The 23999-nt window shown below is 58.0% G+C and carries 27 protein-coding genes; 15 read left to right on the top strand and 12 right to left on the bottom strand.

Annotation, left to right across the window (positions count from 1 at the left end):
• Positions 1-43 precede the first annotated feature (43 nt).
• Both O6929_09620 and O6929_09615 read right to left on the bottom strand, forming a co-directional pair.
• The gene (locus O6929_09620; protein ID MCZ6480643.1) at positions 44-274 is read right to left on the bottom strand and encodes an OsmC family protein; all 231 of its coding nucleotides are present in this window, start codon (positions 272-274) and stop codon (positions 44-46) included.
• Complete coding sequence (locus O6929_09615; GenBank protein ID MCZ6480642.1) at positions 275-430, bottom strand: hypothetical protein; 156 nt, start codon at positions 428-430, stop codon at positions 275-277.
• 102 nt (positions 431-532) lie between these two features.
• Between O6929_09615 and O6929_09610 the strand changes: the two genes are divergently transcribed.
• A complete protein-coding gene (locus tag O6929_09610; protein MCZ6480641.1) occupies positions 533-2023 on the top strand; it encodes a sigma 54-interacting transcriptional regulator in 1491 nt (496 codons plus the stop codon).
• Positions 2024-2121: 98 nt separating this feature from the next.
• Positions 2122-3372, top strand: a complete 1251-nt coding sequence (locus tag O6929_09605; protein ID MCZ6480640.1) for a VWA domain-containing protein — start codon at positions 2122-2124, stop codon at positions 3370-3372.
• Positions 3373-3419: 47 nt separating this feature from the next.
• Here the strand turns inward: O6929_09605 and O6929_09600 are convergent, their stop codons facing one another.
• On the bottom strand, positions 3420-4301 hold the full coding sequence (locus O6929_09600; GenBank protein ID MCZ6480639.1) for an endonuclease/exonuclease/phosphatase family protein: 882 nt from the start codon (positions 4299-4301) through the stop codon (positions 3420-3422).
• A gap of 705 nt (positions 4302-5006) precedes the next feature.
• On the opposite strand from O6929_09600, the gene O6929_09595 reads away from it, so the two are divergent.
• Complete coding sequence (locus tag O6929_09595) at positions 5007-5588, top strand: hypothetical protein (GenBank protein MCZ6480638.1); 582 nt, start codon at positions 5007-5009, stop codon at positions 5586-5588.
• Positions 5585-5827, top strand: a complete 243-nt coding sequence (locus O6929_09590; GenBank protein ID MCZ6480637.1) for a hypothetical protein — start codon at positions 5585-5587, stop codon at positions 5825-5827. The genes O6929_09595 and O6929_09590 overlap by 4 nt, the downstream gene beginning before the upstream one ends.
• A 222-nt stretch (positions 5828-6049) precedes the next feature.
• On the opposite strand, the gene O6929_09585 is transcribed toward O6929_09590, so the two are convergent.
• The 3 genes from O6929_09585 to O6929_09575 all read right to left on the bottom strand — a co-directional run bounded on the left by O6929_09585 (position 6050) and on the right by O6929_09575 (position 8158).
• Positions 6050-6469, bottom strand: coding sequence for a DUF2914 domain-containing protein (locus tag O6929_09585; protein MCZ6480636.1), 420 nt, complete (start codon positions 6467-6469; stop codon positions 6050-6052).
• Positions 6470-7088: 619 nt separating this feature from the next.
• Positions 7089-7679, bottom strand: a complete 591-nt coding sequence (gene pal / locus O6929_09580; protein ID MCZ6480635.1) for a peptidoglycan-associated lipoprotein Pal — start codon at positions 7677-7679, stop codon at positions 7089-7091.
• A 332-nt stretch (positions 7680-8011) separates the two neighbouring features.
• Positions 8012-8158, bottom strand: a complete 147-nt coding sequence (locus O6929_09575; GenBank protein ID MCZ6480634.1) for a hypothetical protein — start codon at positions 8156-8158, stop codon at positions 8012-8014.
• A 661-nt stretch (positions 8159-8819) separates the two neighbouring features.
• Here O6929_09575 and O6929_09570 point away from each other — a divergent pair.
• The gene (locus O6929_09570) at positions 8820-9860 is read left to right on the top strand and encodes a Gfo/Idh/MocA family oxidoreductase (protein MCZ6480633.1); all 1041 of its coding nucleotides are present in this window, start codon (positions 8820-8822) and stop codon (positions 9858-9860) included.
• Between the two features lie 63 nt (positions 9861-9923).
• Here the strand turns inward: O6929_09570 and O6929_09565 are convergent, their stop codons facing one another.
• Entirely contained in the window at positions 9924-10313 is a 390-nt protein-coding gene (locus O6929_09565) for a cupin domain-containing protein (protein ID MCZ6480632.1), read from the bottom strand.
• A 297-nt stretch (positions 10314-10610) separates the two neighbouring features.
• On the opposite strand from O6929_09565, the gene O6929_09560 reads away from it, so the two are divergent.
• Both O6929_09560 and O6929_09555 read left to right on the top strand, forming a co-directional pair.
• On the top strand, positions 10611-11309 hold the full coding sequence (locus tag O6929_09560) for a PilZ domain-containing protein (protein MCZ6480631.1): 699 nt from the start codon (positions 10611-10613) through the stop codon (positions 11307-11309).
• A gap of 68 nt (positions 11310-11377) precedes the next feature.
• Positions 11378-11755, top strand: a complete 378-nt coding sequence (locus tag O6929_09555) for a hypothetical protein (protein ID MCZ6480630.1) — start codon at positions 11378-11380, stop codon at positions 11753-11755.
• Positions 11756-11872: 117 nt separating this feature from the next.
• On the opposite strand, the gene O6929_09550 is transcribed toward O6929_09555, so the two are convergent.
• On the bottom strand, positions 11873-12250 hold the full coding sequence (locus tag O6929_09550) for a hypothetical protein (protein ID MCZ6480629.1): 378 nt from the start codon (positions 12248-12250) through the stop codon (positions 11873-11875).
• A 66-nt stretch (positions 12251-12316) separates the two neighbouring features.
• Here O6929_09550 and O6929_09545 point away from each other — a divergent pair, with 66 nt between their 5' ends.
• From O6929_09545 to O6929_09535, 3 genes are all read left to right on the top strand, one after another.
• A complete protein-coding gene (locus O6929_09545; GenBank protein ID MCZ6480628.1) occupies positions 12317-15034 on the top strand; it encodes an AMP-binding protein in 2718 nt (905 codons plus the stop codon).
• 78 nt (positions 15035-15112) lie between these two features.
• Positions 15113-16261 (top strand): M20/M25/M40 family metallo-hydrolase, encoded by a 1149-nt coding sequence (locus tag O6929_09540; GenBank protein MCZ6480627.1) that lies wholly within the window; start codon positions 15113-15115, stop codon positions 16259-16261.
• Between the two features lie 26 nt (positions 16262-16287).
• Positions 16288-16689, top strand: coding sequence for a CBS domain-containing protein (locus tag O6929_09535; GenBank protein MCZ6480626.1), 402 nt, complete (start codon positions 16288-16290; stop codon positions 16687-16689).
• On the opposite strand, the gene O6929_09530 is transcribed toward O6929_09535, so the two are convergent.
• Positions 16686-17105: a CBS domain-containing protein gene (locus O6929_09530; GenBank protein ID MCZ6480625.1), complete on the bottom strand. Its 420-nt coding sequence runs from the start codon at positions 17103-17105 to the stop codon at positions 16686-16688. The two genes, O6929_09535 and O6929_09530, sit on opposite strands and share 4 nt — an antisense overlap.
• A 226-nt stretch (positions 17106-17331) precedes the next feature.
• Between O6929_09530 and O6929_09525 the strand changes: the two genes are divergently transcribed.
• The 4 genes from O6929_09525 to O6929_09510 are packed head-to-tail and all read left to right on the top strand — an operon-like array spanning position 17332 to position 19946.
• Positions 17332-17934, top strand: a complete 603-nt coding sequence (locus tag O6929_09525; protein ID MCZ6480624.1) for a hypothetical protein — start codon at positions 17332-17334, stop codon at positions 17932-17934.
• Complete coding sequence (locus O6929_09520; protein ID MCZ6480623.1) at positions 17927-18631, top strand: alpha/beta hydrolase; 705 nt, start codon at positions 17927-17929, stop codon at positions 18629-18631. Before O6929_09525 ends, O6929_09520 begins: the two co-directional genes overlap by 8 nt.
• Positions 18628-19206: a CoA pyrophosphatase gene (locus O6929_09515; protein ID MCZ6480622.1), complete on the top strand. Its 579-nt coding sequence runs from the start codon at positions 18628-18630 to the stop codon at positions 19204-19206. Before O6929_09520 ends, O6929_09515 begins: the two co-directional genes overlap by 4 nt.
• Before the next feature lie 29 nt (positions 19207-19235).
• Positions 19236-19946 (top strand): HAD family hydrolase, encoded by a 711-nt coding sequence (locus O6929_09510; GenBank protein ID MCZ6480621.1) that lies wholly within the window; start codon positions 19236-19238, stop codon positions 19944-19946.
• 106 nt (positions 19947-20052) lie between these two features.
• Here the strand turns inward: O6929_09510 and O6929_09505 are convergent, their stop codons facing one another.
• The gene (locus tag O6929_09505; GenBank protein ID MCZ6480620.1) at positions 20053-20859 is read right to left on the bottom strand and encodes an SDR family oxidoreductase; all 807 of its coding nucleotides are present in this window, start codon (positions 20857-20859) and stop codon (positions 20053-20055) included.
• Between the two features lie 346 nt (positions 20860-21205).
• Between O6929_09505 and O6929_09500 the strand changes: the two genes are divergently transcribed.
• Positions 21206-21709, top strand: coding sequence for a hypothetical protein (locus O6929_09500; GenBank protein MCZ6480619.1), 504 nt, complete (start codon positions 21206-21208; stop codon positions 21707-21709).
• 19 nt (positions 21710-21728) lie between these two features.
• Here the strand turns inward: O6929_09500 and O6929_09495 are convergent, their stop codons facing one another.
• Both O6929_09495 and O6929_09490 read right to left on the bottom strand, forming a co-directional pair.
• Positions 21729-22562, bottom strand: coding sequence for an ABC transporter substrate-binding protein (locus tag O6929_09495; GenBank protein MCZ6480618.1), 834 nt, complete (start codon positions 22560-22562; stop codon positions 21729-21731).
• Positions 22563-22913: 351 nt separating this feature from the next.
• A complete protein-coding gene (locus O6929_09490; GenBank protein ID MCZ6480617.1) occupies positions 22914-23630 on the bottom strand; it encodes a metal-dependent hydrolase in 717 nt (238 codons plus the stop codon).
• Between the last annotated feature and the right edge of the window lie 369 nt (positions 23631-23999).

Here is a 23999-nt window from a genome sequence, read left to right as displayed (position 1 = left end):
CCCCTGAAAAACGCACCGGGCATTTTTGCACTCCCCAACCCGTTCAGACCTGGACGATGGAAACCCCCGTCGAGAGGACCTTGTGAGTCGGGCAGCGGGTGGCGATCTCCTTGAGCCGCTTCTGCTCCTCCTCGCTCAGCGTCCCCCCGAATTCGATATGCATCTTGATGCCAGTGATGGTTCCGTGACCGCTCTTTTCCGCTTCGAGCTGGACCTCCACCTGCCCAAGGTCCCATCCTTTTCGTTGCGCATACATGCGCATGGTGATGCCCATTCAGGCCCCTAAGGCGCCGACGAGGAGCATCTGTGGACCCGGCCCCGCATCGTCTCCCCCCAACGCTGTTGGTTCATCAGCGATGAGTCGATGCCCCCCGATAAGGACTTCGTGCTGGAGATTCGTCAGGAATCGAACGATCACATCGCGCCGCATAGTGTTCCTCCCACGTCCGAAAGCCTTTGACAAGGTCATACGCGGAGACTAGACTCTTGCACAATATCACTGGTGCGGTGCATCCGCAAGGAAGGGGAGACCATGGCCAAGGTCAAGCCCGAGAAGAAACCGACGACGCTGGGAGCCTTGAAGCGGAGCCAATTCACCACGGGCCGATATGCGCGTCGAACGATCAAGGACGAGATGCGAGAGAACCTGATCCGGATGATAAAGGCAGGCGAGCCTCTCTTTCACCGAATCACGGGATACGAGGAAACCGTCATACCCGAGATCGTGAACGCCATTCTGTCGAGACACCATATGGTCCTCCTCGGGCTTCGGGGACAGGCAAAGAGCCGCATTCTCAGGGGCCTCACCTCCTTCCTGGATGAAGAGATTCCGACCATCGAAGGGTGCGAAATCCATGACAACCCCTATGCGCCCCTCTGTGCGAGCTGTCAGCAAAAGCTCGCCACGATGGCAGATGATACCCCCATCACCTTTATCTCGCGCGATGCCCGCTACATTGAGAAACTGGCGACTCCGGATGTGACGGTGGCTGATCTGATCGGTGACATCGACCCCATCAGGGCGGCCCGGTCCGGCATCGACCTCAGCAGTCCTCTGACCATCCACTTCGGCCTCATTCCCCGGGCCAACCGAGGGATCTTTGCCATCAACGAGCTCCCGGATCTCGCCGCCAAGGTCCAGGTCGCCCTGTTTAATATCATGCAGGAGGGGGACGTCCAGATCAAAGGCTATCCTATCCGTCTTTCCCTCGATGTCTGCCTGGTCTTTGCGGCTAACCCCGAGGACTACACCGCACGCGGCAAGATCATCACGCCCCTGAAGGATCGTATCGGCTCGGAGATTCGAACGCACTATCCTCTTACTCTCGAGGAAGGGATGGCGATTACCGCACAGGAGGCGTGGCTCAACCGTGATGGGACCAAGCTGTCCATCCCCGCGTTCGTCCAAGAGGTCGTAGAGCGGATCGCCTTCCTGGCGCGGGAAAGCAAGTACATCGACAAGCGGTCAGGAGTGAGCCAGCGTCTCCCCATCTCGTGCATGGAGAATGTGGTTTCGAACGCCGAGCGCCGTGCCATCCTGAACCGAGAAAAACGCGTCGTTCCACGCCCTGCCGACATCTACGCGGCGCTCCCAGCCGTCACCGGCAAGCTGGAGCTGGAGTACGAGGGAGAGATGCGGGGGGCCGACACCATTGCCAAGGGGATCATACGGGAGGCCATTGGGGAAACCTTTGCTCACCACCTGAGCCTCGCAGACTGCCTGCCTATCGTGGAGTGGTTCAACGAGGGAGGTGAGGTTCGCATTGCCGACAACATGGCGTCCGAGCAGGTCCTGAAAAGCCTTCAGAAGATAACGCCGCTTCTGCTGGCCGCAAAGCGGCTTAAGATGGAAGAGCAGCCAGAAGCGCTCGTCTCGGCCTGTGAGTTCATTCTCGAGGGACTCCACGCCCTGCAAAAGATCAATCGGAGCGAGGAGCGGGGCTATTTTGTCGAACGGCGGGTGACCGAGACTCCTCCAGCAGAGCGCCAGCACGGCCAGCGGGGCCGGCAGTACGACAACTAACAATTCGATGACCGATTACCGTTAACCGATGACCGTTCTAATTTGGTCGTCGGCAGTCGGTCGTCGGTCATCGGCAGTCGGTCGTCGGTCATCGGATAATGGCAACCATTCGATATTCAAAGTGGACTGGGATTCCATGGGGTGACGTCAGTGTGGAGGACCTGCTGGAGGAGCTGGCTGACTACTTTCTCCACAGCGGCTTCTACTCACCCCACTACGACCCGGAGGAGGGTCGCAGCCTCGAAGAGCTCTACGCGGCGATCCTCCAGGCCCTCGTTCAGAAGGGGCATGTGGATGTCCAGGACTTCGAACGGTGGCTGGAGAATCCTGAATTTAAGGAACAGTCAGAAATTTCCGAGCTGCTCAAGGGCCTCTTGCAGCGTCTGATCGAAGAGGGGTACATCACCTGGCAACGGCCGGGACGCGCGGAGGATGACCTGGACATCAGAGGCTACGTCGGCGGCTTTGGCCCCGAGACCGACAACGTCCGATTCGAGATCACCAACAAGACGCTCGACTTTCTAGGATACAAGACGCTGAAGGATCTCCTGAGCGGCCTGGGCAAGAGTGATTTCGGCCGCCACGACACTCAAGAACTGTCCACCGGGATCGAGGCGGCGCTGCCCCCCAAGCCCTATGAGTTTGGCGACACCCTCAACCTGGATGTAACTGCAACCCTCCTCAACGCCATCGAACGGCAGGGCCTCTCGGTCCCCATCGAGGTGGAGCACCGAGACCTCGTGGTCCGGCAATCCGAGTACCAGAGTTCCTGCTCTACGGTCCTCCTCCTCGACTGCAGTCACAGCATGATTCTGTACGGTGAGGACCGGTTTACCCCTGCAAAACGCGTCGCGCTAGCCTTGTCTCACCTGATCCGGAGCCAGTACCCGGGCGATTCCCTCCACATAGTCCTCTTCCACGACTCGGCCGAGGAGATCCCACTCGGCCGCCTGGCGCGCGTGACCATCGGCCCTTACCACACCAACACCAAAGCGGGACTGAGGCTCGCCCAGCAGATCCTGGGCCGTGAGCGCAAGGACATGCGGCAGATCGTCATGATTACTGATGGCAAACCCTCGGCCATCACGTTGCCCGACGGCCGGATCTACAAGAACCCTATGGGGCTTGACCCCTGGATCATTCACGAGACCTTCCGCGAAGTCGTCGAGTGCCGCCGGGCCGGAATCCTCATCAACACCTTCATGCTCGCCCGGGACTACGACCTCGTGGGCTTCGTCCAGAAGGTTTCCGAGATCGCCCGGGGAAAGGCCTACTTCACTACCCCCCACACCCTCGGCCAATATCTCCTCATGGACTACATGTCCAAAAAAATCCGCCACATCCACTAACTCAAGCCCTGCGTCCTTAACAATTCAGCTACCGTACCGGGAGAGGTCTAGCCTGGTTGGACTGAAAAATCGACAACAACTGGGTAGTGGTCTGATCCGATGTGCGGCCCGATGCTGCGGTTATGAACGATTACCCCTGATGAGACCAAGCAATGATCGATTGCAATCCATAGAGGTGGAAATCCTGTGGGCCAGCTGGACTGTACGCCGAAACCCGTTCGACTGTCTCGTAACCCGGTCTTGCGGAGCAGATCCCGGAAGAAGGGAGACCATGACGTCGTGTTCAGATCCGCGAGAACGATCACTGAACCCTTCTGCGAACTCACGATCTGAGCCAGTGTCGCAAGATGTTGATTTCGGTATTCAGACCGGATCCGGCCAACTGGCGCAAGCGCATGGGCTCCGATCACGGTCAGTGGCTGTCCACTGATTTCGAGCCGGGCAACGACTGAGGGAAGTTCAGCCTCTCCAAAGTACCCCACCTCGCCGTTTGCAAGGGGAATGCGACTCAAAAGTGCAATGCCCGATCTGCCTTCGCGAGGTGGAAGATTTCGGAAAAAGGGATAATCAGCTTGCATCTGCTGAAGTACATTCGTCCATGCTTGATTGACCTCCACAAGAACCATGAAGTCTGGTTCCACGGAGCGAATGAATTTCCGAAGTTCCTTATGCGCCCTATTTGATTGATTCACGTTAATCAAGAGCGCCCGTAATGTCTGATTGCTACCAAAGGCGACTGAACCCCCGAAATACAATGGAACAATGAGGGATACGTTGATGATCGCAAAAACACCACTCAGGGTGGCTCCCCTTTTCCTCCTCCCCAAAAGGAAAATGATGCCACTGGCGAGGAGAAAGAAGAAATATTGTACACGAAAGTGACTTGCCAGCTCAAAGGGCCACCAAGTCCGTCCCCAAAATCCCACCATCGAACATAAACATGCGATGGCTGTGCCTGACCACAAAAGCCCCCATGGCAGCATACGAAAACTAGCCCGGATTATTCGCATAGAAGTGAACAATCCGCCCTCCGGGCTTCGACTCCGCCCCGCGTTTTCGGGGCGTCGCTCAGGGCTAGCCTTGAGTCCCGCCGCAACGGCGGAATCGAAACCTGCCGGTGCGGCCGAGCCCGCGCCCGCAGGCGCATTATTCACGAAAAAACTCCGTTCGTGAATAATGCGGGCTCGCTATTTTTCGTCTCATATCCATCGAAATCCAACGAAATCCTTATGCAAACATTTCACATGCAAGGGATCGCCTAAATATAAACTTTTGATTTCCCCTTATAACACATTCCCTGACTAAAACTAGCAAATTGCGGTGCAAAAATTTCATATGTCCTCGGCCTGAAGAGTAGGGTCGTGTCACCAATTCATGTGGGGTAGAGTCGTTCATCTTCCTGGAAACAAAGGAGTACTACGATTGTCCAGCCGCTCTGCAGCGCGTTGGTACAACTCCTGCTACTACAGTGGGGTAAATCAGTGTCATTGCTAACCTCGGTGATGGCGGGACGGGGAGCGTGCCCGAGCATCTCCGTAAACCTTCATAGTAGTATCGAGACTACTGCCAAGAGTGAATATGTCTGATGGGATCGTTTACTTAATGGCCATTTCTCTCTTCACTAGGCAGCTACAATGACTCAAGTATTCAGGCATGGAAAGATCACTTACTGGATCGTCGATCGGCGCTTTGCCAATCTCGAACCGGAATTGAGCAGGATCCTCCAACCTGCCCCGGAGGTGCGGGTAATCGTCGACCGTCGTGTCCAAGACCGGCTACCGGAGTGGACCGTGTATTCTGAGGCTCTCGGGGCCTGGTCACTTTCGGAAGACAAAGAGAAAAAACAGTGCTGGATCGTCGATCGGCGTTTTGCCGACCTCGAACCGGAATTGAGCAGGATCCTCCGACCTCTCCAGGAGGTGCGGACGGTTATCGATCGTCGGTCCCGAGATCGGTTACCAGAATGGACCGTGTATTCTGAGGCTCTCGGGGCCTGGTCACTTGTCGATGACAGAGAGAAAAAACAGTACTGGATCATTGCTCGACGCTTTGCAGATCTCGAACATGAATTGACCAGGATCCTCCGAATTCTTCCAGAGATGCGTGTAATCATCGATCGTCGCGTTCGAGAACGGCCATCAGAACCAGAATGGATCATCCATTCAGAGCCTCCTGAGGTGTGGTCCCTCCCAGAAAACGGAGAGAAAAACCAGTGAAGATATATCAGGGCCTCGAGGAGCAGCGGCAAATCATCGACCGCCTGAAACGCTATGAAGATATAATCTACGGGATTGTCGTCCGCCGCCTTGCCGTTCTCCGAGAGGAGCTGGTTGCAATCTTCTGGTCCCTCCTAGGGGAGCCGGTGATCATCGACGGTCGAGTGCGAGATCGGCGGCGAGTACAACTACCTGTCGCAATAGATCGGCGGAGAGGAACGGGTCGGAGGGTGTTGTAGCGGGACGAACCGGGTCCTACCGGATTGGGACGACCGCAAGCCCCCGATGATGAGGATTAACTGCCTCCAAAATCTTGACGGTTAAAACCTGAGCCGCCGCGTGCACTAAAAGGAAGAGGCCCCGGGATTCCCGGGGCCCTTCTACTTTTACGATCTCAGCCTAGAGGATTAACCTTGCTTACTCACCATGAAGGAAGGTCCGCCCCTGCTGGCCAAAGATTCTCATTCTACCTCGAAGGTCTGGGAAGACAGGAGGTTGCCATCGGGGTCCACCGCCTCTACCCTCCACGAACCGGTCCAGTCCTCAACCATCCGCTTGCTACTCCAGGTCCGCCAGTGTGGGCCTTCTATAGAGAGGGGGACCTTCGCCATCTGTCGACCCTCGTAGTACCAGATGTGATTGATGTGTGTGGGCGTGTACGCTCCATTTAGCTCTGTAAAATAGTACACCGGTCCCATCGAGGCTGAAAACACGATGCCGTCATTGACCGGCTCGCGGTTGACGACCTCGGTCGTTACCACATCCCGGATCACCTGCAACGAATCGTCCTCCACCCGGGCTACTCTTTCCTGGGACGTAGCCAAGATTGGAAGTGCCACCCCCACTACCATGATCACTACAGCCTTCGCCCATTTGCCCATCTTTGCCTCCTTGTATTGTGCTTCCATTTTTGTAGGACGATGGGACTGAGATTGCGACAACTGTGCCAAGAACCCGGCTGGGAAGGGCGAAGGGGTAACTATTTGAATTCTCTTGCTCAATTTAGTCATGGAGTCATTTTTCGGCCGTATCCGCCTACCAGGGAGGCGGCAAAACCTGCCATGCTGTCGCCGGGTTACCCCAGCCTTGACAGTCTGTCAGGGGGCGGTTTGGGCAGGTATGCGCCGATAGCCTCAGCGATTCTCAGCGGCAATGACTTACGCAGAGACCGTAGGTGGGTTCCAGCAATAGGGTCATAATCCAGTGCCGGTCCAACTTAGATAAGTGGTTCGACAGGGCTTCGACGGTGAGCTCAGCCGAACCGCTCACCACCCCGAGGAAGACGGTTCGAGAGCCTCACCGTCCCGAGGAAGATCGAGGGATCGAGGGGCCAAATTTGAGCAGCCTGCCTTGTTGCAAGGGTCGTGATCAAGTGCAGCGAAGAAGTTGGCACAAATAGTTGGAACGGCACTAGCAACAGTTAAGTAGACGGCGCATTACGATGAGGTTCTCGGGGATGGGCCCGAGAAGCTGAAAGTTTCGGACCGGGTACTGATTCCCCTAAGGGGAACCCAGGTTAAAGTGGCCCCGGCGGTTCCATTTCCATGCGGATTCGTCGTGCCCCAGGACAAAGGGCCGTTCTTCACCATAACTGATGATGGAAACCCGCTTGGCATGAATGTTCCCAGCCACGAGGAAGTCACGAATCGTCTTCACCCGGCGTTCCCCCAGTGCCAAATTGTACTCGTTGGTCCCCCGTTCATCGGCGTGACCCTCGATCAGAATTTGGGCATGAGGATTCGCCTTGAGCCACTGGATGTTGTTCTTTAGGGTCTGTTTGGCATCCTCCCTTAGGGCGGACTTGCGAAAGTCGAAGAACACATCTTTCAAAGGGGACTCTTCGGCCACCGTCGAACCCAGGCCCGCTTCTGGCCGCTCTGAGACCCTAGGTGTCACCGTGACTTCCCGAATTGATACCGGCGGGGGAATTTTCTCCTCCTCGACCTTGCCTTGCGGCCTCGGCCCCGCCCCGGGACCTTTCATCGCCGACCCGGCTGTCTGCACCCCGGGTTTCGTGGTGCAGCCGACCAGGATTAGCGAGGCCCCCAAGAGCATGGTTGCACAGTCCAGACAGCCGCGCCGTCGCCTCATGCGACCTCCCTCCCGTTAACTCACGGGTAGTTTGTCCAACATTCGCTTTCCGATACTGAAAATCTCGGCTATGACATTCGGCGGACACTACCCCCTTTAGAGTAACGGGTCAAGTCACTTTTCAATTAAGATCACAGCACCATTACTCTTTATTCCACCGTGCATGTCAAATCCAAAAAACAAAGGGCAAAAATAAAAACGCCTTCCAGGGCCGTACTGTTCCTGAGAAGGCGTCTGGGGTAAGTGAAGCACAGACAATGGTCAGTGTCGACGGCTTTTGCGAAAGGAGCAGGGACCGGGCCCGGAAATTTGGGTCCCTCATTTGCGAAAGGCTAGGCCGCTTCCTTCCCCACCTCGGTCTTGGGGGAGGCCTTGGCTCCGCAGCTTGCGCAGAAATGTACCGGGAAGTTGAGTTCCTTACTCCACCCGTAGCCCGTGAGGACGCACCCGCACGTGATGCAGGTCGGTGGATTAGCCATCGTTCTCACCTCCTCTTGGCCCGGTCCCGTGCCCTCCCTTCGTCAGCCTTTCAGCTCACTTACCCTTATGCATCAACACCCCGAGTTCCAGCGCTCGGGGCCCTATGCGAGGAGAAAAAGGTTGCCCTCAACTTTGCCAGGGTGCTATAAACAAAAACGCTCGGCCCCAAGATTAGAGGCGCACACCTCTAACCTTGGGCGGGAGCGGGCGGCTTTACCGTCTCTGCCTGCCAGCGGGTGCGGTGAAGCCGCTTTATTTACTTCCCATTGTTGTTCAGAAAGACACAGTCTCGTTCGTTGGCAACCCCCCTATATCAAATTCCACCTGTCCTCTTGCTTCCATCGGAGCGGTTCGTGGTAAAGTGGGTAAATCTGCTGGCCAAAAAATGAAAGTGCCCTCCGGGCCGTACTCTGCCCCGGAGGGCGTCCGAGTGTCAAGTGCGCCACCAAAACTGCCACGGGTGGGCCCGCGGGCTATGTTCACCCCGGTTTCATTTTGCCCTGCCTTTGGGGAGCTTTCCGCTCCCCTCATCGGTCACCCACGCGACAAGCCGAAGGGTCGCATGGAGATACCGTATTTGTACACCTATAGGTATATCCTCTGTCAAGCCTAAACTGCTCTTGTCTCAAGGGAGCTATGTTCCATCAGAAAGGAGATGCCATGGACATCGAGAGGATCCGTGTGGGAATCGTCGGCGCGGGCGCGAACACGCGACTGAAGCACATCTCCGGGCTCAAGGCCATTCCGGGCGTAGAGATTGTCAGCGTGGCTAACCGCAGCCGGGAGTCGAGTGAATCCGTAGCCCGGGAGTCCGGGATCCCCAAAGTGTATGATGACTGGTTGGAGTTGGTGGAGGCCGAGGACACCGATGCCATCTGCATCGGGACGTGGCCATACATGCACTGTCCGGTCACCCTCGCGGCACTAGAAAACGACAAACATGTCCTGTGCGAAGCACGGATGGCGTTGAATGCGGCAGAGGCCCATGCCATGCTCGAGGCAGCCCGCCAGCACCCTCATCTTGTAACCCAGGTGGTCCCCGCACCGCACACCCTGTCCGTCGACCGCCCCATCCAGAAGCTCATCACTGCTGGCTACTGTGGAGAGATTCTGGCAGTAGAGGTTCGGGCGGTGCAGCCGAACTTTGTGGACAGGGAAAGCCCCTTACACTGGAGGCACGATGCGGACCTGAGCGGCTTCAACACCCTGACCATGGGTATCTGGTACGAGTCAATGATGCGCTGGGTGGGGCCCGCGACCCGGGTAATGGCCATGACCAAGGTGTGTGTTCCTCACCGGAAAGACACAAGTGGGGTCCTCAGGGCGGTGACAGTGCCAGACCACGTGGATATCATCGCGAATCTGGCATGTGGAGCGATCGCCCACCTCCGCTTCAGTGCCGTCACGGGCCTAGCGCCGACGAACGAGGTGTGGCTTTTCGGCACCGAGGGCACCTTGAGACTTGATACCTCGACCCTCGAGATTTCCGGGGGACGGCGGCGGGACAAAGAGCTGCAAACGGTCGACGTCCCCGAGGAGGAGCGAGGAGGCTGGCGGGTAGAGGAGGAGTTTATCAACGCGATCCGGGGCAAGGAGAGGGTTACATGCACCAGCTTCGAGGACGGCGCGCGGTACATGGAGTTTACCGAGGCGGTAATACGCAGCGCCCAGTCGGGCCAGGCCATGAGCTTGCCGCTCTAGCCTGCACACGCTCAGACCGGCACCCATCCCCTCTGTGATGGCTTATTTCACTGCAGAAGTTTTTCAATTGAAATCCTTCGTGTACGCATCCTCCGTCACCTCCTCCATCCACACAGTGTCTCCTCCCGTGGTGACCGCGAGGTGCAAGAGTGAACTTTGTGGCCCCGCCCCGTGCCAGTGCTTCTCTCCCGGGGCAATGTACACGATGTCTCCAGGACCCATCTCCCTCCCCGGGTCGCCCGATTTCTGGACCCGGCCTGTCCCCGCAACAACATAAAGGGTCTGCTCACCCCCGTGTGCGTGCCAGTGTGTCCGGGCTCCGGGCTCGAAAAACACCAGGAACACTCTCATGCCCGCTGGCCGCTGCGCTTTGAGCGGCGTCCCGACCCACGCCGTCCCAGTAAATCTCTCCCCGCGTCGAGCCTCGCTATCCTTTCCCCGAATCACTTCCATAAACCCCTCCCTCTCGCCCTGATCCGCCGATCAACACTCCGTGTACAGCCTGACTCAAATCGGTGGTTATTGTCTTCGAGAGACACACACAGAGCTCAGGCGCGCTGCGATCCGTGGCCGAAGCTCCAGTCACAGCTCTGATTATATGCTATCCGGGAAGTTACTCACCTCTTCTTTGTTACCGCTCTCAAGTGACGGCCTGCTTCCTGGGGCAATGGTCGCTCGGAAGGCCTATTTGTCCTCGGAGACCTGAAAAAGGGGAAATTCGGTCTGGACCTTGCATGGGATACGAGGATTATGGACCATACTGAAACCCGTGAGCATCCCCGGTTTCCACTACGCATGCCGGCCCTCTGCGAGAGTTCCGCGGTGCCCGGTTACCGGACCGTGGGTCTGACCCGCAACGTGAGCCGCGGCGGGCTGCTGCTCGAAGTCCCGGAGCCCCTTGCACCAGGCACTCCCACGAATATCCTCGTGAATTCTGAAGGGCAGAACGCCCGAAGCGAGGCCGTGGTGGTCTGGACGGGCGCAGGCACCCCTGGCCAGATAGGTCTCAAGTTCACCAAGTGGGCCGGGACAGACCATCGGATCTGGGACCGGCTTATGGTCTTTCAGGCAGGCTCGACACCTCGGTCCTCCCTCCGCATCCCGATCGACCTCGAGATCGCCTGCCTCATTCCCCCGGATACCCGCCTCCCAGGTCGCGCCCAGAACATCAGCGACGGCGGGCTGATGATCACCCTTCCCCAGGCACTTGATCCCCGGACCCGCGTGCTTGTGGCGACCCCCACCGGGCTGACCCTTCCCTTGATGGAAGCGGAGACCGAGGTGATGTGGGTCCGCACACCGACCGTGGGGGAAGGCGTCCTCCACGGCCTGCGCTTCACTAAGGACGACATTGACAAGGAGTTCTTCCTCATCGGTGCCCTCCTCCAGGAAGTCCTCGATCAGGAGGAAGAGTCGCCAGGGAAGACAAGCAGCGACAACGGAACGTAGGGGTTCCGGCCGCGCGTACACCACTGCGGATTTGATCCCCGGGAAGATAGTTTTGCCACATAGAGAAAATGGAAGAAGACCTGAAAACCTTTGTCCAGACCTTCAAACAGCTGGTGGCGGCCTATCAACTGGTTGCGGACCGTCTGGGCCGAGAACTATACCAGCTGGAAACACCCTCCAATGAACTCACAGACTACCCCGAGCGCCTGGAGACCGGTCAGTTCGAGGCGCAGCTTCACGCTTCATTACAGCAGAACCAGCTCAAGACGGACTTCCTGGTGACGGTCGTCAACGAGGTTCATACATCTTTGACGGCACTGAAGGGTGCTATGTACATTCTCCTCCACGAGGAGCCGGCCGACGGCGAGAACCGGCAGACTCTCTTAGCCGTGGCCCACCAGCATGTGGACCGGCTCATGGATCTGATGAAATTTCCCCTACTGTGAACCTGGCAGTTTGTGGGGTGGGGTAACCCGCCCTATCTGGGTTCGGCGCCAAAGGAGATTGAGAACTTCCGTAGCAGAGACGATAGGCTGCGTGTTAAGGGTCTCGTGTCAGGCACATCAGAAGCCAGGAATTCCGATGCTCCCGAGCCCTTTCCCTGTTGGTTTAAGCGTATACCGGAGCACCGTGATGCTGAGGACCTCTGGAGGATCTGTTGCCGGTTCCTGAAGATAGCGCACGTATACCCTCTCTCCGATCTTCAACGCACTCGCACTTGAAACGTCGGCCCCGCTCACCGCGGTGAAGGGCCTGAGCTGAAACCACTGTTCCCCGTCCTCCAAGTTGGTCCCGACAGCAATTAACCCCTGCTCTCTCTCGACACGCACTACTTTTCCTCTGACTTCCCCCACACGACCGGGAGGGAGAGGCTCCTGCGTAGCACAGCCGCTCCAGACGAGACTCAGCAGTGCAACGAAGATGATGCTCTTCCCTTTCACTGACGCCTCCGACACGCTCTCTCCCCTCTGATTGTGAGCCATCACAGAAACTGTTATCATCGTGGCATGCTAGCAGCCCAAACAATCCCCGTCCAGTTTTTTGAGGCGGTAACCCTCTTTCGGGACCGGGTCGCTTTCCAGATCAAGCGAGACGGCCAATACGTACGATGGACTTACGGCGACGTCGAAGATCAGGCGCGTCGCCTCGCGACTTTCCTCCTCCAGCTCGAGATCACCCCTGGAGATCGCGTCGCCCTCTTTTCTGAAAACCGGCCGGAGTGGTGCGTTGCCTACCTGGGAATCGTGGTTTCTGGAGCCACGGCGGTCCCTCTCGATGCCCAACTGGACGCACAGGAGGTGGAAAATCTCCTTTGCCATTCCGAGAGCCGGGCTATCATCGTCTCGGAAACCGAACTGGCCAAGGTGCATGAGCTCATCGCTCGCCTTTCTCCCCGCCCCGAGATCATCCTGTTAGATGAGAAGGCCCTCCCGGGGATTCACACCCTCTCCAAGATTCTGCAGAACACCGAGAATGTCACACTACCTTCTCCTCCACCGGAGGGGATTGCCTCGATCCTGTACACCTCGGGGACCACCGGAATCCCCAAAGGGGTGATGCTCAGCCACAGCAATTTTTTGTCGAACATCTCCGCCGTGAAGGATCTCCACATCTGCGGGCCCGAGGACAACGTGCTGGCCCTCTTGCCGCTGCATCACGTTTACCCCTTCATGATCACGTTTCTGGGGCCCCTCTTCTTTGGGGCCCGGGTCACTTTCCTCCAGAGCCTGAAGCCCCCTGATCTGCTGGAATGTATGCAGGAGACCGGAGTCACTTTCCTGCCGGGGGTTCCCCAGCTCCTTGCCCTCCTCCATCGAGGGATCTTTCAGGAGATCAAGAAGAGGCCTCGGCCGATTCGACTTCTCTTCAACGTTCTCTTGGGTCTCGCCGGCGGCGCACGACAGTATTTCGGAATGAACGCCGGCCGCCTTCTCTTCACTCAGATTCATCGGCGCTTTGGCGGCAGGCTCTGCATCCTCATCAGTGGTGGCGCCAAGCTCGATCCCACGGTCGGCCGAGATTTCTACCGTCTGGGCTTCACCGTCCTCGAAGGCTACGGCCTCACCGAGACCTCACCCGGGGTGACCTTCACCCCGATGACCGAGCCCCGCTTCGAGTCGGTCGGCGTGCCTCTGCTCGGTGTCCAAGTCCGGATCATGGAGCCGGATTCGGAGGGTGTCGGCGAGATCGCCATCCAAGGCCCCAACGTGATGCAAGGCTACTTCAAGGACCCGGAAGGGACGGCCCAGAGTTTCCGGGACGGCTGGTTTCTTTCGGGAGACCTCGGGTATCTCAACGCCAACGGGTATCTCTTCATCACTGGACGCCTCAAGGAGGTCATCGTCCTTTCGACGGGAAAAAACATCTATCCTGACGAGGTAGAGGCCCACTTCTTGAAGAGCCCCTTTATCAAGGAGATCTGCCTGCTGGGGATTGGCGAACCCGGCGGCGCACACAACGAGGGGCTCGCCGCCCTGGTGGTTCCCAACTTCGAGCACCTCAAGGCCCAACGGCTCGCCAACTCCGAAGACGTGATCCGATGGGAGATGGACAGCCTCTCTCGGGAACTTCCTGCTTCCAAGCGCCCGACCCAGCTCCGGATCGTGAAAGACCCCTTTCCCAGGACCCGGTTGGGCAAAATCCAACGGCACTTGGTTCACGAGATGTATCTCAGGGGAGAAACCCTGCGAGTCGAAGTGGATGAAGGGCTACCACCATCGGAAGTAGACCAGCACCTGTGGGAAACCCCGGTCACCCGGAAAATCCTCGCATACCTCCCGGTTCTGGCCCGGAAGAAGAAAGGAATCCGTCTCGACGATAATTTGGAACTGGACCTCGGCCTGGATTCTCTATCACGGATCGAGCTGATGGTGGCCCTCGAAGAGTTGTTCAACATCGATCTCCCTGCAGAGGCCGGCCCCGCGCTGTTTACAGTGCGAGATCTGGTAGTTAAGGTACATGAGTGTCTGGCTGAACACCCAGAGGTCATCCAGGAAGATCGAGAGGCCCGCCGCCCCCCGTGGAACGAGATCTTGGCAGGTGAGCCCCCAGAAAGTGTCCGGGCCGAGATCGCAGAGAGCAACAAGCCCTGGGCTATTGCCGTCTCTTTTCTCTCCCACAAGCTCCTCCGCCTCGTCTTCCGTCTGCTTTGCCGTTTCCGGGTCCACGGCCTGAGCCACGTGCCGGATCGGGGCCCCTATCTGATCACTCCCAATCACGCCAGCTACGTCGACGGGTTTGCCCTCGGGGCTGCCCTTGAGTTCCGTCTTGTTCGTCAGCTGAACTTTCTGGGCTTTCATCAATTCTTCCAAAATCCGGTCACCGCCATGTTTGGCAAGGCGTATCGGGTTATCCACGTGGATGCTGATACCTACTTGTTTCAGGCGCTACAAGCGGCAGCGTATGTTTTGAGGCAGGGGGAACTCCTCTGTGTCTTTCCCGAAGGAGCGCGCTCAATTGACGGCCAGATCAAGCCCTTCAAAAAAGGGGTATCCATCCTGGCCAGGGAGCTGAATCTTCCCCTGCTTCCGGTCCGGATTTTCGGTTCGTTCGACATTTGGCCTCGGGGTAAGCGCTTTCAACGACTCCATCCCCTGACAATCGTCTTTGGCCCGCCGGTCACAGTGCAAGAACTCCTCGATGAAGGTCCGATCCCTCCCGAAGCCGACCTGTATGAAGTCATTGCCGCCCGACTCCGCGAGCGGGTCGCCGCCTTGGCTGTTTGATCGGCCTTTTCCTTTGCGGCCTCCCAACCCGTATAGTATCCTAAGGGGCACGCCATCCTGAGAATGCGGGGGAAACGCATGATTAATCGTGACCGGATGCGCGACCATTTCCTGACGCTGGTGCAAATCGACAGCCCCTCCCGGAAGGAGCGAGAGATCGCGATGCACCTCAAGGAGGAGCTAACTTCTTTGGGAGCCGAGGTGAGTTTTGACCAGACGGATCAGATGGTAGGCGGAACGGTTGGAAACCTCATCGCGCGCATTCCCGGCACCCGATCGGGGGGAACTCCCTTCCTACTCTGCGCCCATATGGATACCGTTGGGCCCGGTCAGGGGATCAAGCCCCAGGTTGAGGAGAACCTCATCAAAAGCGACGGATCCACGATCTTGGGGGCGGACGACAAAAGCGGGATCGCCATCATCTGTGAAGTGCTCCGGGCGCTTCAGAAAGAAAAAGTCCCGTACGCAGAGCTCGAGATCCTCTTTACCATTTGCGAAGAGAGCAGCCTACTTGGGGCGAGACACCTGGACGTTTCCCGCCTCCATGCCCGCACCGGCCTCATACTGGACAGCAGCGATCCCGATCGACTGATCACCAGGGCACCGGCCGCCAATAGACTCCAGTTCACCCTCCAGGGTTTCGAGGCTCACGCCGGGGTCTGTCCTGAGAGGGGGATCAATGCGATCCGGATAGCCAGCGAGGCTATCGCGGGGATGCGGCTCGGCCGCCTAGATGACGAGACTACGGCGAACATTGGAACGATCGAGGGCGGTATCGCCATCAACATCATCCCCAGCGCCGTCACCGTCCACGGGGAGGCGCGCAGCCACGACGAGGCCAAACTCAAGGCCCAGACCGAGCACATGATCCGCTGCTTCGAGGAGGCGGCAGGCCAGCACCAGCTCACACTGGACGGGACGACCCACCGGGGCCAAGTCACGTACCAGGTCCAGCGGGACTACGATCGGCTCTTCATTCCTGAGGACGCTCGGATTGTCCAACTTGTTCGACACGCCGCCCATACTCTCGGGCGCGAAATCACCCTCTGGCGAACGGGCGGGGCCTCCGACGCCAATTTCCTTTGCGCCAAGGGGCTCGAGGTGGCTAATGTGGGGACTGGGCAGCGGGAGGTCCACACGGTGCGGGAGTATCTGCTGCTCGATGATATGGTCCGATCAGCGGAGCTCGTCCTGAATACAGTGAAGCTTCACGCAAGCATGAGCTAACCAGAGCACAATCTAGGGGGAGACCCATGTACACGGTGGTCAGTATCATGAAGAGCCCGGTGGTGAGCATCGAAGCGAACAAGTCCGTGGCGGAGGCAATACATCAGATGCAGGAAAAAGGTATCTCGAGCCTCATGGTCACGCCGGCGACGCCCGGGGAGCCTGAGGGGATGATGACCAAGCGGGACATCATCTCCAAGGTTGTCTCGCATGGGAAAGATCCCAAGACGCTGAATGTTCAGGACGTCATGACCACAAGCCTCATTACCGTGCCCCCTGACTATCCCCTCGCGGACGCAGCCAGGCTGATGAGCGAGAAGGGGATCCGACGGGTCTTGGTACGTCAGGGCGGTAAGATTATCGGGATCGTAAGCGATACCGACATCTTCCGGGCGGTGGAGGAGTCCGGCTGGGGGCCTAATTACTAATACCTCGCTTCCATGACCTCCACGAAGGCTGCGAGGATGTCATCCTTGGTAATGATCCCCACCAGGTGTTCTCCCTCCACTACCGGAAGGCCGCCGATCCGACGTTCGAGGAGAAGGCGCGCGGCATCGGCAATGGGGGTCTCCGACGTCACCGTGACGCCCGGTCTCGACATGATTTCTTGCACCGAAACCTTTTCGAGGGCGTCATGCGGATCTTGCTCTCTCTGGCCCGCCGTAACCGCCGACGGAAAGACGAGCCGGATATCCCGATCCGTGATGATACCCGCGAGTTTTCCGTCCTCCACCACCGGCAGGTGGCGAATCTGATGCTCCCGCAGGAGTCCCCAAGAGGTTCGTACGCTATCTGAGGGGCTAACGTGGAGCAATTCCGTCTTCATCCGCTCGCCGACCTGCATCCCGTCACCTCGCAGCACCCAAATGCCCTTAGGGCCTACGTCATGATCTCAGCATAACATAGCAGCCGTCTTCAGAAGCGTCAAGCAAACCGCATCTGATGCTACACACCGTCTTCCTATCACAACTTGCGCACCTTCAAATGATCCGGTATGCTGATTTGGGAATCGCCGGTGCTCAACCACCTCAGAGATGAAATCCAGCGGTAATCACTCTCCATAATGACTTATGGATTTTCAGCACCAACGGATTCTAGACTATCTCGTCGGGTACTGGCAGGAGCAATTTAATCTGATCCCGGCGTTGACTGTCGCCGAATCTCTTGAAATCTCCGAGACGGAAGTCCTCAAGCTCTTGGGAGACATGGCACAGGAGGGACTTGTGGAGATCTACCAGCCTCGGGTGGGGCCTGCCGATCCCGGCGTGCTCGATCGATCGGTTCCCCAGACCCTCCGGTCCACGTATATCCTTCCGTCCCAATCAATTCTCAAGGCCCGCTTTGACAAAGCAAAGCAGGATTTCGGCACCTACAAAAATCTCCTCTATCAAGGAATTAACCAGGACGAGCTTTTCCGGTTCCGCCCAGCCATTCTCGACCTCTACCGGCAGAATCCGGACATCGAGGTGAACCCGGATCTCATTGTGACCAGGCGGGCAAGATTGGTAAAGGAGGGAGTCCACCCAGTATATGTCCGTTACCGATGGGCGACCGGAATTTCAGGAGAGCGGTACATTATCGTAAACCTCTGGGATCTTGCAGAACTGAGTCAGGAAGAACAGGCCCTCTGGGCCCACCACGAAATCCGAGAACTGAGGGAGACTGGTGCTTGAGCCGCTGCTCACCTGGTCCGAGGGAGAGCGGCTCGATGGGGTGCTGCACCTCCCGGGTGCGGGCCGGTGGCCCTGCGTGATTACCGCCCACGGTCTCCTCAGCGCAAAAGCGAGTGACAAATACCTGCTTCTGGCAGCGCGGCTCACCAAGGCAGGATTTGCCTGCCTTCGGTTTGATTTCAGAGGGTGCGGTGAGAGTAGTGGACAGCTCAAGGACACCACCGTTGCCGGCCGGATCAGTGACCTCAAGGCAGTCCTCTCGCACCTTCGGGACCACCCGGCGCTGGACGAACGTTTTTTCCTCTTGGGAAGCAGCCTCGGAGGTTATATCGCCCTCTTTGTGGCGGCCGAGGCGCCCCAGGTGATGGCCACCGCCCTCTGGGCAACTCCGGTTCATCTTCGGGATTTGCAAGCCCGGAAGGAAGCCTTAACGGCTCACGGGCTCGGCGCCGCGTTCTTTCAAGAGCTGGCACGGGGAACCTTTGCAGAGGTCCCGGCTGGCATCCCCCGCTGCCTGATTATTCATGGGGAACAGGACGAACTGATCCCCCACCGTCACGGCCGGGCCCTCTACGAACAGGCCAAGGAGCCGAAAGCCCTCGAGATCATGGTGGGCGCAGACCATCGATTCAGCAACCGTAAACACCGGGAGGAAGCTGTCCGGCTGAGTATTGCCTGGTTCAAGAGGTACGTATGATCGAGAAGGAGGAAATCCGCCGCATCATCACAGGCCGCCAACGAACATCTCTGCCCTCCGAGGGAAAACAGCAGGCGGCGGTGCTGGTCCCTCTCTACCACGGTGAAGGAGGATTTGAAATTCTTCTTATCAAGAGGACGGATCATGTCAAGACGCATCAAGGACAGATCGCCTTTCCCGGCGGGACCTGGCAGCCGGAAGATCGAGACCCAATCGCCACGGCTCTGAGAGAGGCCCATGAGGAGATAGGCATCCATCCCAAGGATGTGGAGGTGTTTGGAGAGCTGGACGATACCTCTACTGCCACCTCCAATTTCCTCATCACCCCTGTGGTCGGCTTTATTCCCTCCCGATATCCCTTTCAGATCGAAGCGAGGGAGATCGCTGAGATTCTCTCCTTCCCCTTGCAGCTCCTCAAAAACCCGCAGGCCTTCCATGAGGAGGTCTGGGAGAGGGAAAGAGAAAAGGTCCGGGTCTTCGTCCGTCGGGAGGGGCCCCACACGATCTGGGGGGCTACCGCTAGGATCCTACGCCACTTCGGCGAAATCCTGTTCGGCGCCGGCGAAAGGCGCTGACCCCTCTTGCGGCTTGGGAGGATCTACTGATGACTACTCTCTTGCTCTTTGACGTGGACGGAACGCTTATCCTCACCGGAGGGGCTGGGATTCGAGCGTTTCAAAGGACGTTTCGCGAATTGTTCAGCATCGATGCGCTCGCCGATGGGATTCGGTTCCACGGCCGGACGGATCCGGCCATCATCGAGGACCTCTTTACTGCCGGGCTCGGCCGGCTCCCCACCCCGGCGGAGATCCAGGCGATTTGTAGTCGGTATCTTCCTTACCTGCAAGAGGAAGTGCGTCACTCACCAGGCTACCGGATCATGCCAGGACTGCCCGACCTGCTCGAGATGCTCGCCGGTCGACCGGAGTTCCGGTTGGGTCTTGCCACAGGCAATCTAGAAACTGCGGCCCGGATCAAGCTGAGCCGCGCTGACCTGAATCGCTACTTTTCCTTCGGGGGATTCGGCTCGGACGCACAGAACCGGACGGCGCTCATCCAGAAGGCGATCGAGCGGGGGAGAAGCATTATGGGCGAATCGAAGAAAGATATGAGGGTCGTCGTCATTGGCGATACCGATCTTGATATCACCTGTGGCCGCGAAGCGGGCGCAACGACTGTGGCTGTAACGACCGGCGGCGACTCCTGGGAAACGCTGCTTCAGGCGGCGCCCGACCACCTGCTGAAGGACCTGAGCCGATCCGAGGAGTTCCTGGCAATCCTCAGCAATCTCCCTGAACCACCCCCCTCAGCGTGACACAACACTTACGATTTCAGGCTTGCAGGCCATAACTTGGCGCATGCCTCGGCGACGGTTCAGCGGTAAGAATATATTAGAAGACCGGCTTTCGGACGGGAATACGCTACCCTACGATATCCTCTCCCCCGTCCACCCCGATCACATTACCCGTCACCCAATACACCCCCGGTTGGCACAGCCCTACCATTGCGGCTGCGACATCGGCAGGCGTCGTAATACGGTGAAACGGATTGCGCTCCTGGGCCCCCTCGATCATCTTCTCATGACCGGGGATCTTCCGGAGGGCCGGAGTGTCGGTCACCCCGGCACGGACCGCATTGACCGTAATCCCCATTTGAGCCAGTTCCAGCGCCAGCTGTCGGACGTGCGATTCCAAGGCGGCCTTGGCGGCGGAGACAGCGCCATACGTGTGCCAGACCCGATGCCCGCCAGAGCTCGTCATGGCGAAGACTCTTCCCCCTTCACGCATCAGTCCTCGCCTGACCAGATCCTGGACCCAGTAGACGAGACTGTGCGCCATGACATCCACGGTCATGTCCATCTGGACCTTGTTGATGGCCCCGGCCGGGTTCGCTGCGACAAAAGGCTTGAGGGTCCCGAAGGCCAATGAGTGGAGGAGGACCTTTACCCCTCCCTCCTCGCCTCGCTCCTTCAGGACTTTTTCCATCTGATCTAACGCCTCCCGGCGCTTTTCCTCGTCGGCGGCGTTCATATTAAAGAAATGGGTCTCCCGCCCCATCCCCCGGATTTCCCCCACGATCCGCTCTACATTGGCCACGGTGGCCTTCCGATCCATGTGAACGCCAAAGATGTGCATCCCCGCTCGAGCCAGGGCCAGGCTCGTGGCCTCCCCGAACCCGCTCGACGCGCCCAGAACCAGGGCCCAACCACTCAATTGGTTGCTCACCATTCCCCCCCTTCGCTGGTCTCCCATAACCTATCTGAACGGCAAACAGCCACGGGATTCTACCGCAAGGGCCTTACCGAAATCAACGGCCAATCTGGCCCGTTTTTTGCTTGCCATGGAAATAGCAATAAGCTAACAGACCGCGGTTTGCATCAGCCTCCTCAAGGTGGTCCATGCGTCGATCGCTTCTGATTATCGTTACCCTTTCCTTAGCATTCGCTCCGTGGGGCCTGGGCGACGCCGTGGAGCAATCCGGGGTCATCCCCGACTCTCTCCTCCATGAATCCAGTTCTCAGGAACTCAGAGAGGTGATACAAGGGGCTTCCTGTGTGGATGAGAAGAAGGGGCGGTGTTCAGGGGCCACCGGGAGGTCTACGAATATCTTCTAAACCACCTCGATTTCGCTTCCGAGCTCGGTCGTATCCTGGACTTGACCGATTACGTGATTGCGCAGACAGGTGAAGGAGTCTACGAGGCGACCACTCCGAAGGGGGGATGGGCTCACCTCCAGGTGGTCTATGCCGACGACGAAAAACGGGTAGTCCTAGCCCAGGGAAAATATGGTCGGGCGGTGGTTGTCCTAAGGTACGACTCGTTCGATCTGGGTGGCGAGAGTTACATCGTATACGATCTGTACGGATATGTCCGAGCGAATAATCCCATCCTTAATCTCCTGTTGGGTTTCTTCGGCGGGATCGTAAATCATCGAATAGATCGTGTCCTCACCAGCATCGCCGAATTGAACGAGCGGATCTACGAGGCCCCAGGTGCTTTTCAGCAAGAAATCCTCGCTCAAACGGAACTTCCCCCCGATCATCTCTCGGAGTTTTCCAGGATACTCACGCAAATGTAAGGTCGTGGCTTCACACCTCCTACTCTACAAAACGGATTCCGACCTGGCGCGGTAAAACTCCCTCTTTGAACCCCCAGTCAAGCAGCATTTCCGCTGCCCGCCGGCCCTCCTGCCCGTAGGCCAGGGTCAGATCATTCACATACATCCCCACGAAGGTGTCTGTAGAAGACCGGTCCATCCCGCGGGCAAAACCCATGGCGTACTCTAACGCCTCTTGCCGTCGCTCGAGCGCATAACGGATGCTCGCTTCGAGGAGGCCCGCGATTTGGTGCATTCTGGTGTGTCCCAGATCCCGCCGGACGGCGTTAACGCCCAGGGGTAGCGGGAGTCCCGTCGTGTCATGCCACCATGCTCCGAGGTCCAAGCTTTTTGCGAGCCCATGATCCTGATATGTCAGTTGCCCCTCATGAATGATCACACCTGCTCCGTACCGCCCTTCGGCTACCGCTTCAAGAATCCGCTCGAAGGGGACAACGGCATACGGAAACTCCCCCAGGCAGACCCGCAGGGTGAGGAAGGCGGTGGTCAACGTTCCAGGGATCGCAATCGTTTCACGGCGGAGGTCATCGAAGCCGAGCAGTTTTCGTGTCACCACAATCGGCCCGTACTTCCTCCCCATGCTCGCACCGTGAGGCAGCAGGTCATATTTGTCAGCCACATAGGCGTAAGCGTGAAGGGAAAGGGCGGTCACGGGGAGTTTCCCCTCCATTGCCCAGCGGTTCAGGGTCTCGATATCCTGCAGGACATGGCGGAACTCCAGGTCGCCTGTCTCGAGCTTCCCTGCCGTGAGCGCATAAAACATGAAGGCATCGTCCGGATCCGGACTATGCCCCACCTCAATAATCTCTGCCATCTCCGCTCCTGGTTCACGGTTCACGGAAAGACGCACTCTTACTAGAAACCCGCCATGCACAACTGTAAGGAAATCTTTACTGATTCCTCCAACACTGCACGGGCGAGGGGAGCAAGGCCGAGGAAGGCGGAAACTGATTTGCGTTCGGCCGGGCCCCGCCGCCGAAGCAAAGCGAAGGCGGGGGTGGCCGCCCTGAACACCTATCTTAAGGCACCGTGCGTAACCAGAATTTCCCGATCTGTCTACCCATGCAATTTTCCGCCGACGAAGGCTGCCTTCCCCGAGCCCGGTGCATCTCAATTAAAACTTTCCGCCGACGACGGCCGTTTCCCTGAGCCGCCTTAGCCTCCCCTACTTGATGGTGTCGCCAGGCTTCATCTCGATCACCTTCAGCCCCCTGATCCCTTTGGTCGCCTCCCTGAGCTTTGCTGGAGTCCCTGTGAGGGGCGGAAAGGTGCCGTAATGCATCGGAATGACCCACTTGGGCTTAAGGAGTCTACAGGCATAGGCCGCCTCCTTCGGGGACATCGTAAAAAGATCTCCAATGGGGAGAAAACTGAGTTGAGGCTCGTAGAGATCCGCGATGAGCCGCATATCTCCGAAGACTTGCGTATCCCCAGCATGGTAAAAGGGAAAACGATTTTCCAAGGTGACGACATAGCCGGCAGGATCCCCGCCATACACCAAACGGCCGTCCTCATCCTGAATGCCAGAGCTATGGAATGCCGGGACCATGGTTACCGCGACACCCTCCACATGTTGGGTCCCCCCCATGTTCATAGGCAGCGTGTCCTTCACCCCCCGACTCTCGAGAAAGGCCGCTATCTCGAAGATTGCCACGACCTTTGGCGTGTGTGCCTCGGCGAGGGCGACCGCATCGGCCATGTGATCAAAGTGGCCATGGGTGATGAGCATCAGATCAATCTTGTCAACACTCTTCAGACGGTCGGGACAAGCAGGATTTCCCATGACCCAGGGATCAATCAGAATATGCTTCCCCTTGGGGCTCACAACCTTGAACGTGCTGTGGCCGTAATACGTAATGGAAAAATCTCTCTTGAGCACCATGGCCAACCTCCCTCCTATAGGACAACATAGGATTATGATCGATGGAAAAAGTAGGCCGAGTGTTGCACAAAGAGGCCTCTGTGGCAATACGTCACCGCTGTCCTCCCTCCACCTCTCAAGGAGGATGGGGTCACCGAGGGCCCCTCCAACTAATTCTTCCTAACCATCCCCGGGTTCCGCCAGCCCGGATTATTCACAGAGAAGTGAATAATCTGCCCTCCGGGCTTCGACTCCGCCCCGCGTGTGCGGGGCGTCGCTCAGGGCTAGCCTTGAGTCCCGCCGCTGCGGCGGGATCGAAACCTGCCGGTGCGGCCGAGCCCGCACCTGCAGGCGCATTATTCACGAAGACACCCCGTTCGTGAATAATGC

The organism is Candidatus Methylomirabilota bacterium, assembly GCA_027293415.1.
Taxonomy (GTDB): domain Bacteria; phylum Methylomirabilota; class Methylomirabilia; order Methylomirabilales; family CSP1-5; genus CSP1-5.
This window is presented reverse-complemented; position numbering and strand designations above follow the sequence as displayed.

Coding starts and splice junctions, on each gene's coding strand:
- O6929_09620 (MCZ6480643.1), bottom strand. CDS start 274: ATGGGCATCACCATGCGCATGTATGCGCAACGAAAAGGATGGGACCTT.
- O6929_09615 (MCZ6480642.1), bottom strand. CDS start 430: ATGCGGCGCGATGTGATCGTTCGATTCCTGACGAATCTCCAGCACGAA.
- O6929_09610 (MCZ6480641.1), top strand. CDS start 533: ATGGCCAAGGTCAAGCCCGAGAAGAAACCGACGACGCTGGGAGCCTTG.
- O6929_09605 (MCZ6480640.1), top strand. CDS start 2,122: ATGGCAACCATTCGATATTCAAAGTGGACTGGGATTCCATGGGGTGAC.
- O6929_09600 (MCZ6480639.1), bottom strand. CDS start 4,301: ATGGTGGGATTTTGGGGACGGACTTGGTGGCCCTTTGAGCTGGCAAGT.
- O6929_09595 (MCZ6480638.1), top strand. CDS start 5,007: ATGACTCAAGTATTCAGGCATGGAAAGATCACTTACTGGATCGTCGAT.
- O6929_09585 (MCZ6480636.1), bottom strand. CDS start 6,469: ATGGGCAAATGGGCGAAGGCTGTAGTGATCATGGTAGTGGGGGTGGCA.
- pal (MCZ6480635.1), bottom strand. CDS start 7,679: ATGAGGCGACGGCGCGGCTGTCTGGACTGTGCAACCATGCTCTTGGGG.
- O6929_09575 (MCZ6480634.1), bottom strand. CDS start 8,158: ATGGCTAATCCACCGACCTGCATCACGTGCGGGTGCGTCCTCACGGGC.
- O6929_09570 (MCZ6480633.1), top strand. CDS start 8,820: ATGGACATCGAGAGGATCCGTGTGGGAATCGTCGGCGCGGGCGCGAAC.
- O6929_09565 (MCZ6480632.1), bottom strand. CDS start 10,313: ATGGAAGTGATTCGGGGAAAGGATAGCGAGGCTCGACGCGGGGAGAGA.
- O6929_09560 (MCZ6480631.1), top strand. CDS start 10,611: ATGGACCATACTGAAACCCGTGAGCATCCCCGGTTTCCACTACGCATG.
- O6929_09555 (MCZ6480630.1), top strand. CDS start 11,378: ATGGAAGAAGACCTGAAAACCTTTGTCCAGACCTTCAAACAGCTGGTG.
- O6929_09545 (MCZ6480628.1), top strand. CDS start 12,317: ATGCTAGCAGCCCAAACAATCCCCGTCCAGTTTTTTGAGGCGGTAACC.
- O6929_09540 (MCZ6480627.1), top strand. CDS start 15,113: ATGATTAATCGTGACCGGATGCGCGACCATTTCCTGACGCTGGTGCAA.
- O6929_09535 (MCZ6480626.1), top strand. CDS start 16,288: ATGTACACGGTGGTCAGTATCATGAAGAGCCCGGTGGTGAGCATCGAA.
- O6929_09530 (MCZ6480625.1), bottom strand. CDS start 17,105: ATGCAGGTCGGCGAGCGGATGAAGACGGAATTGCTCCACGTTAGCCCC.
- O6929_09525 (MCZ6480624.1), top strand. CDS start 17,332: ATGGATTTTCAGCACCAACGGATTCTAGACTATCTCGTCGGGTACTGG.
- O6929_09515 (MCZ6480622.1), top strand. CDS start 18,628: ATGATCGAGAAGGAGGAAATCCGCCGCATCATCACAGGCCGCCAACGA.
- O6929_09510 (MCZ6480621.1), top strand. CDS start 19,236: ATGACTACTCTCTTGCTCTTTGACGTGGACGGAACGCTTATCCTCACC.
- O6929_09505 (MCZ6480620.1), bottom strand. CDS start 20,859: ATGGTGAGCAACCAATTGAGTGGTTGGGCCCTGGTTCTGGGCGCGTCG.
- O6929_09495 (MCZ6480618.1), bottom strand. CDS start 22,562: ATGGCAGAGATTATTGAGGTGGGGCATAGTCCGGATCCGGACGATGCC.
- O6929_09490 (MCZ6480617.1), bottom strand. CDS start 23,630: ATGGTGCTCAAGAGAGATTTTTCCATTACGTATTACGGCCACAGCACG.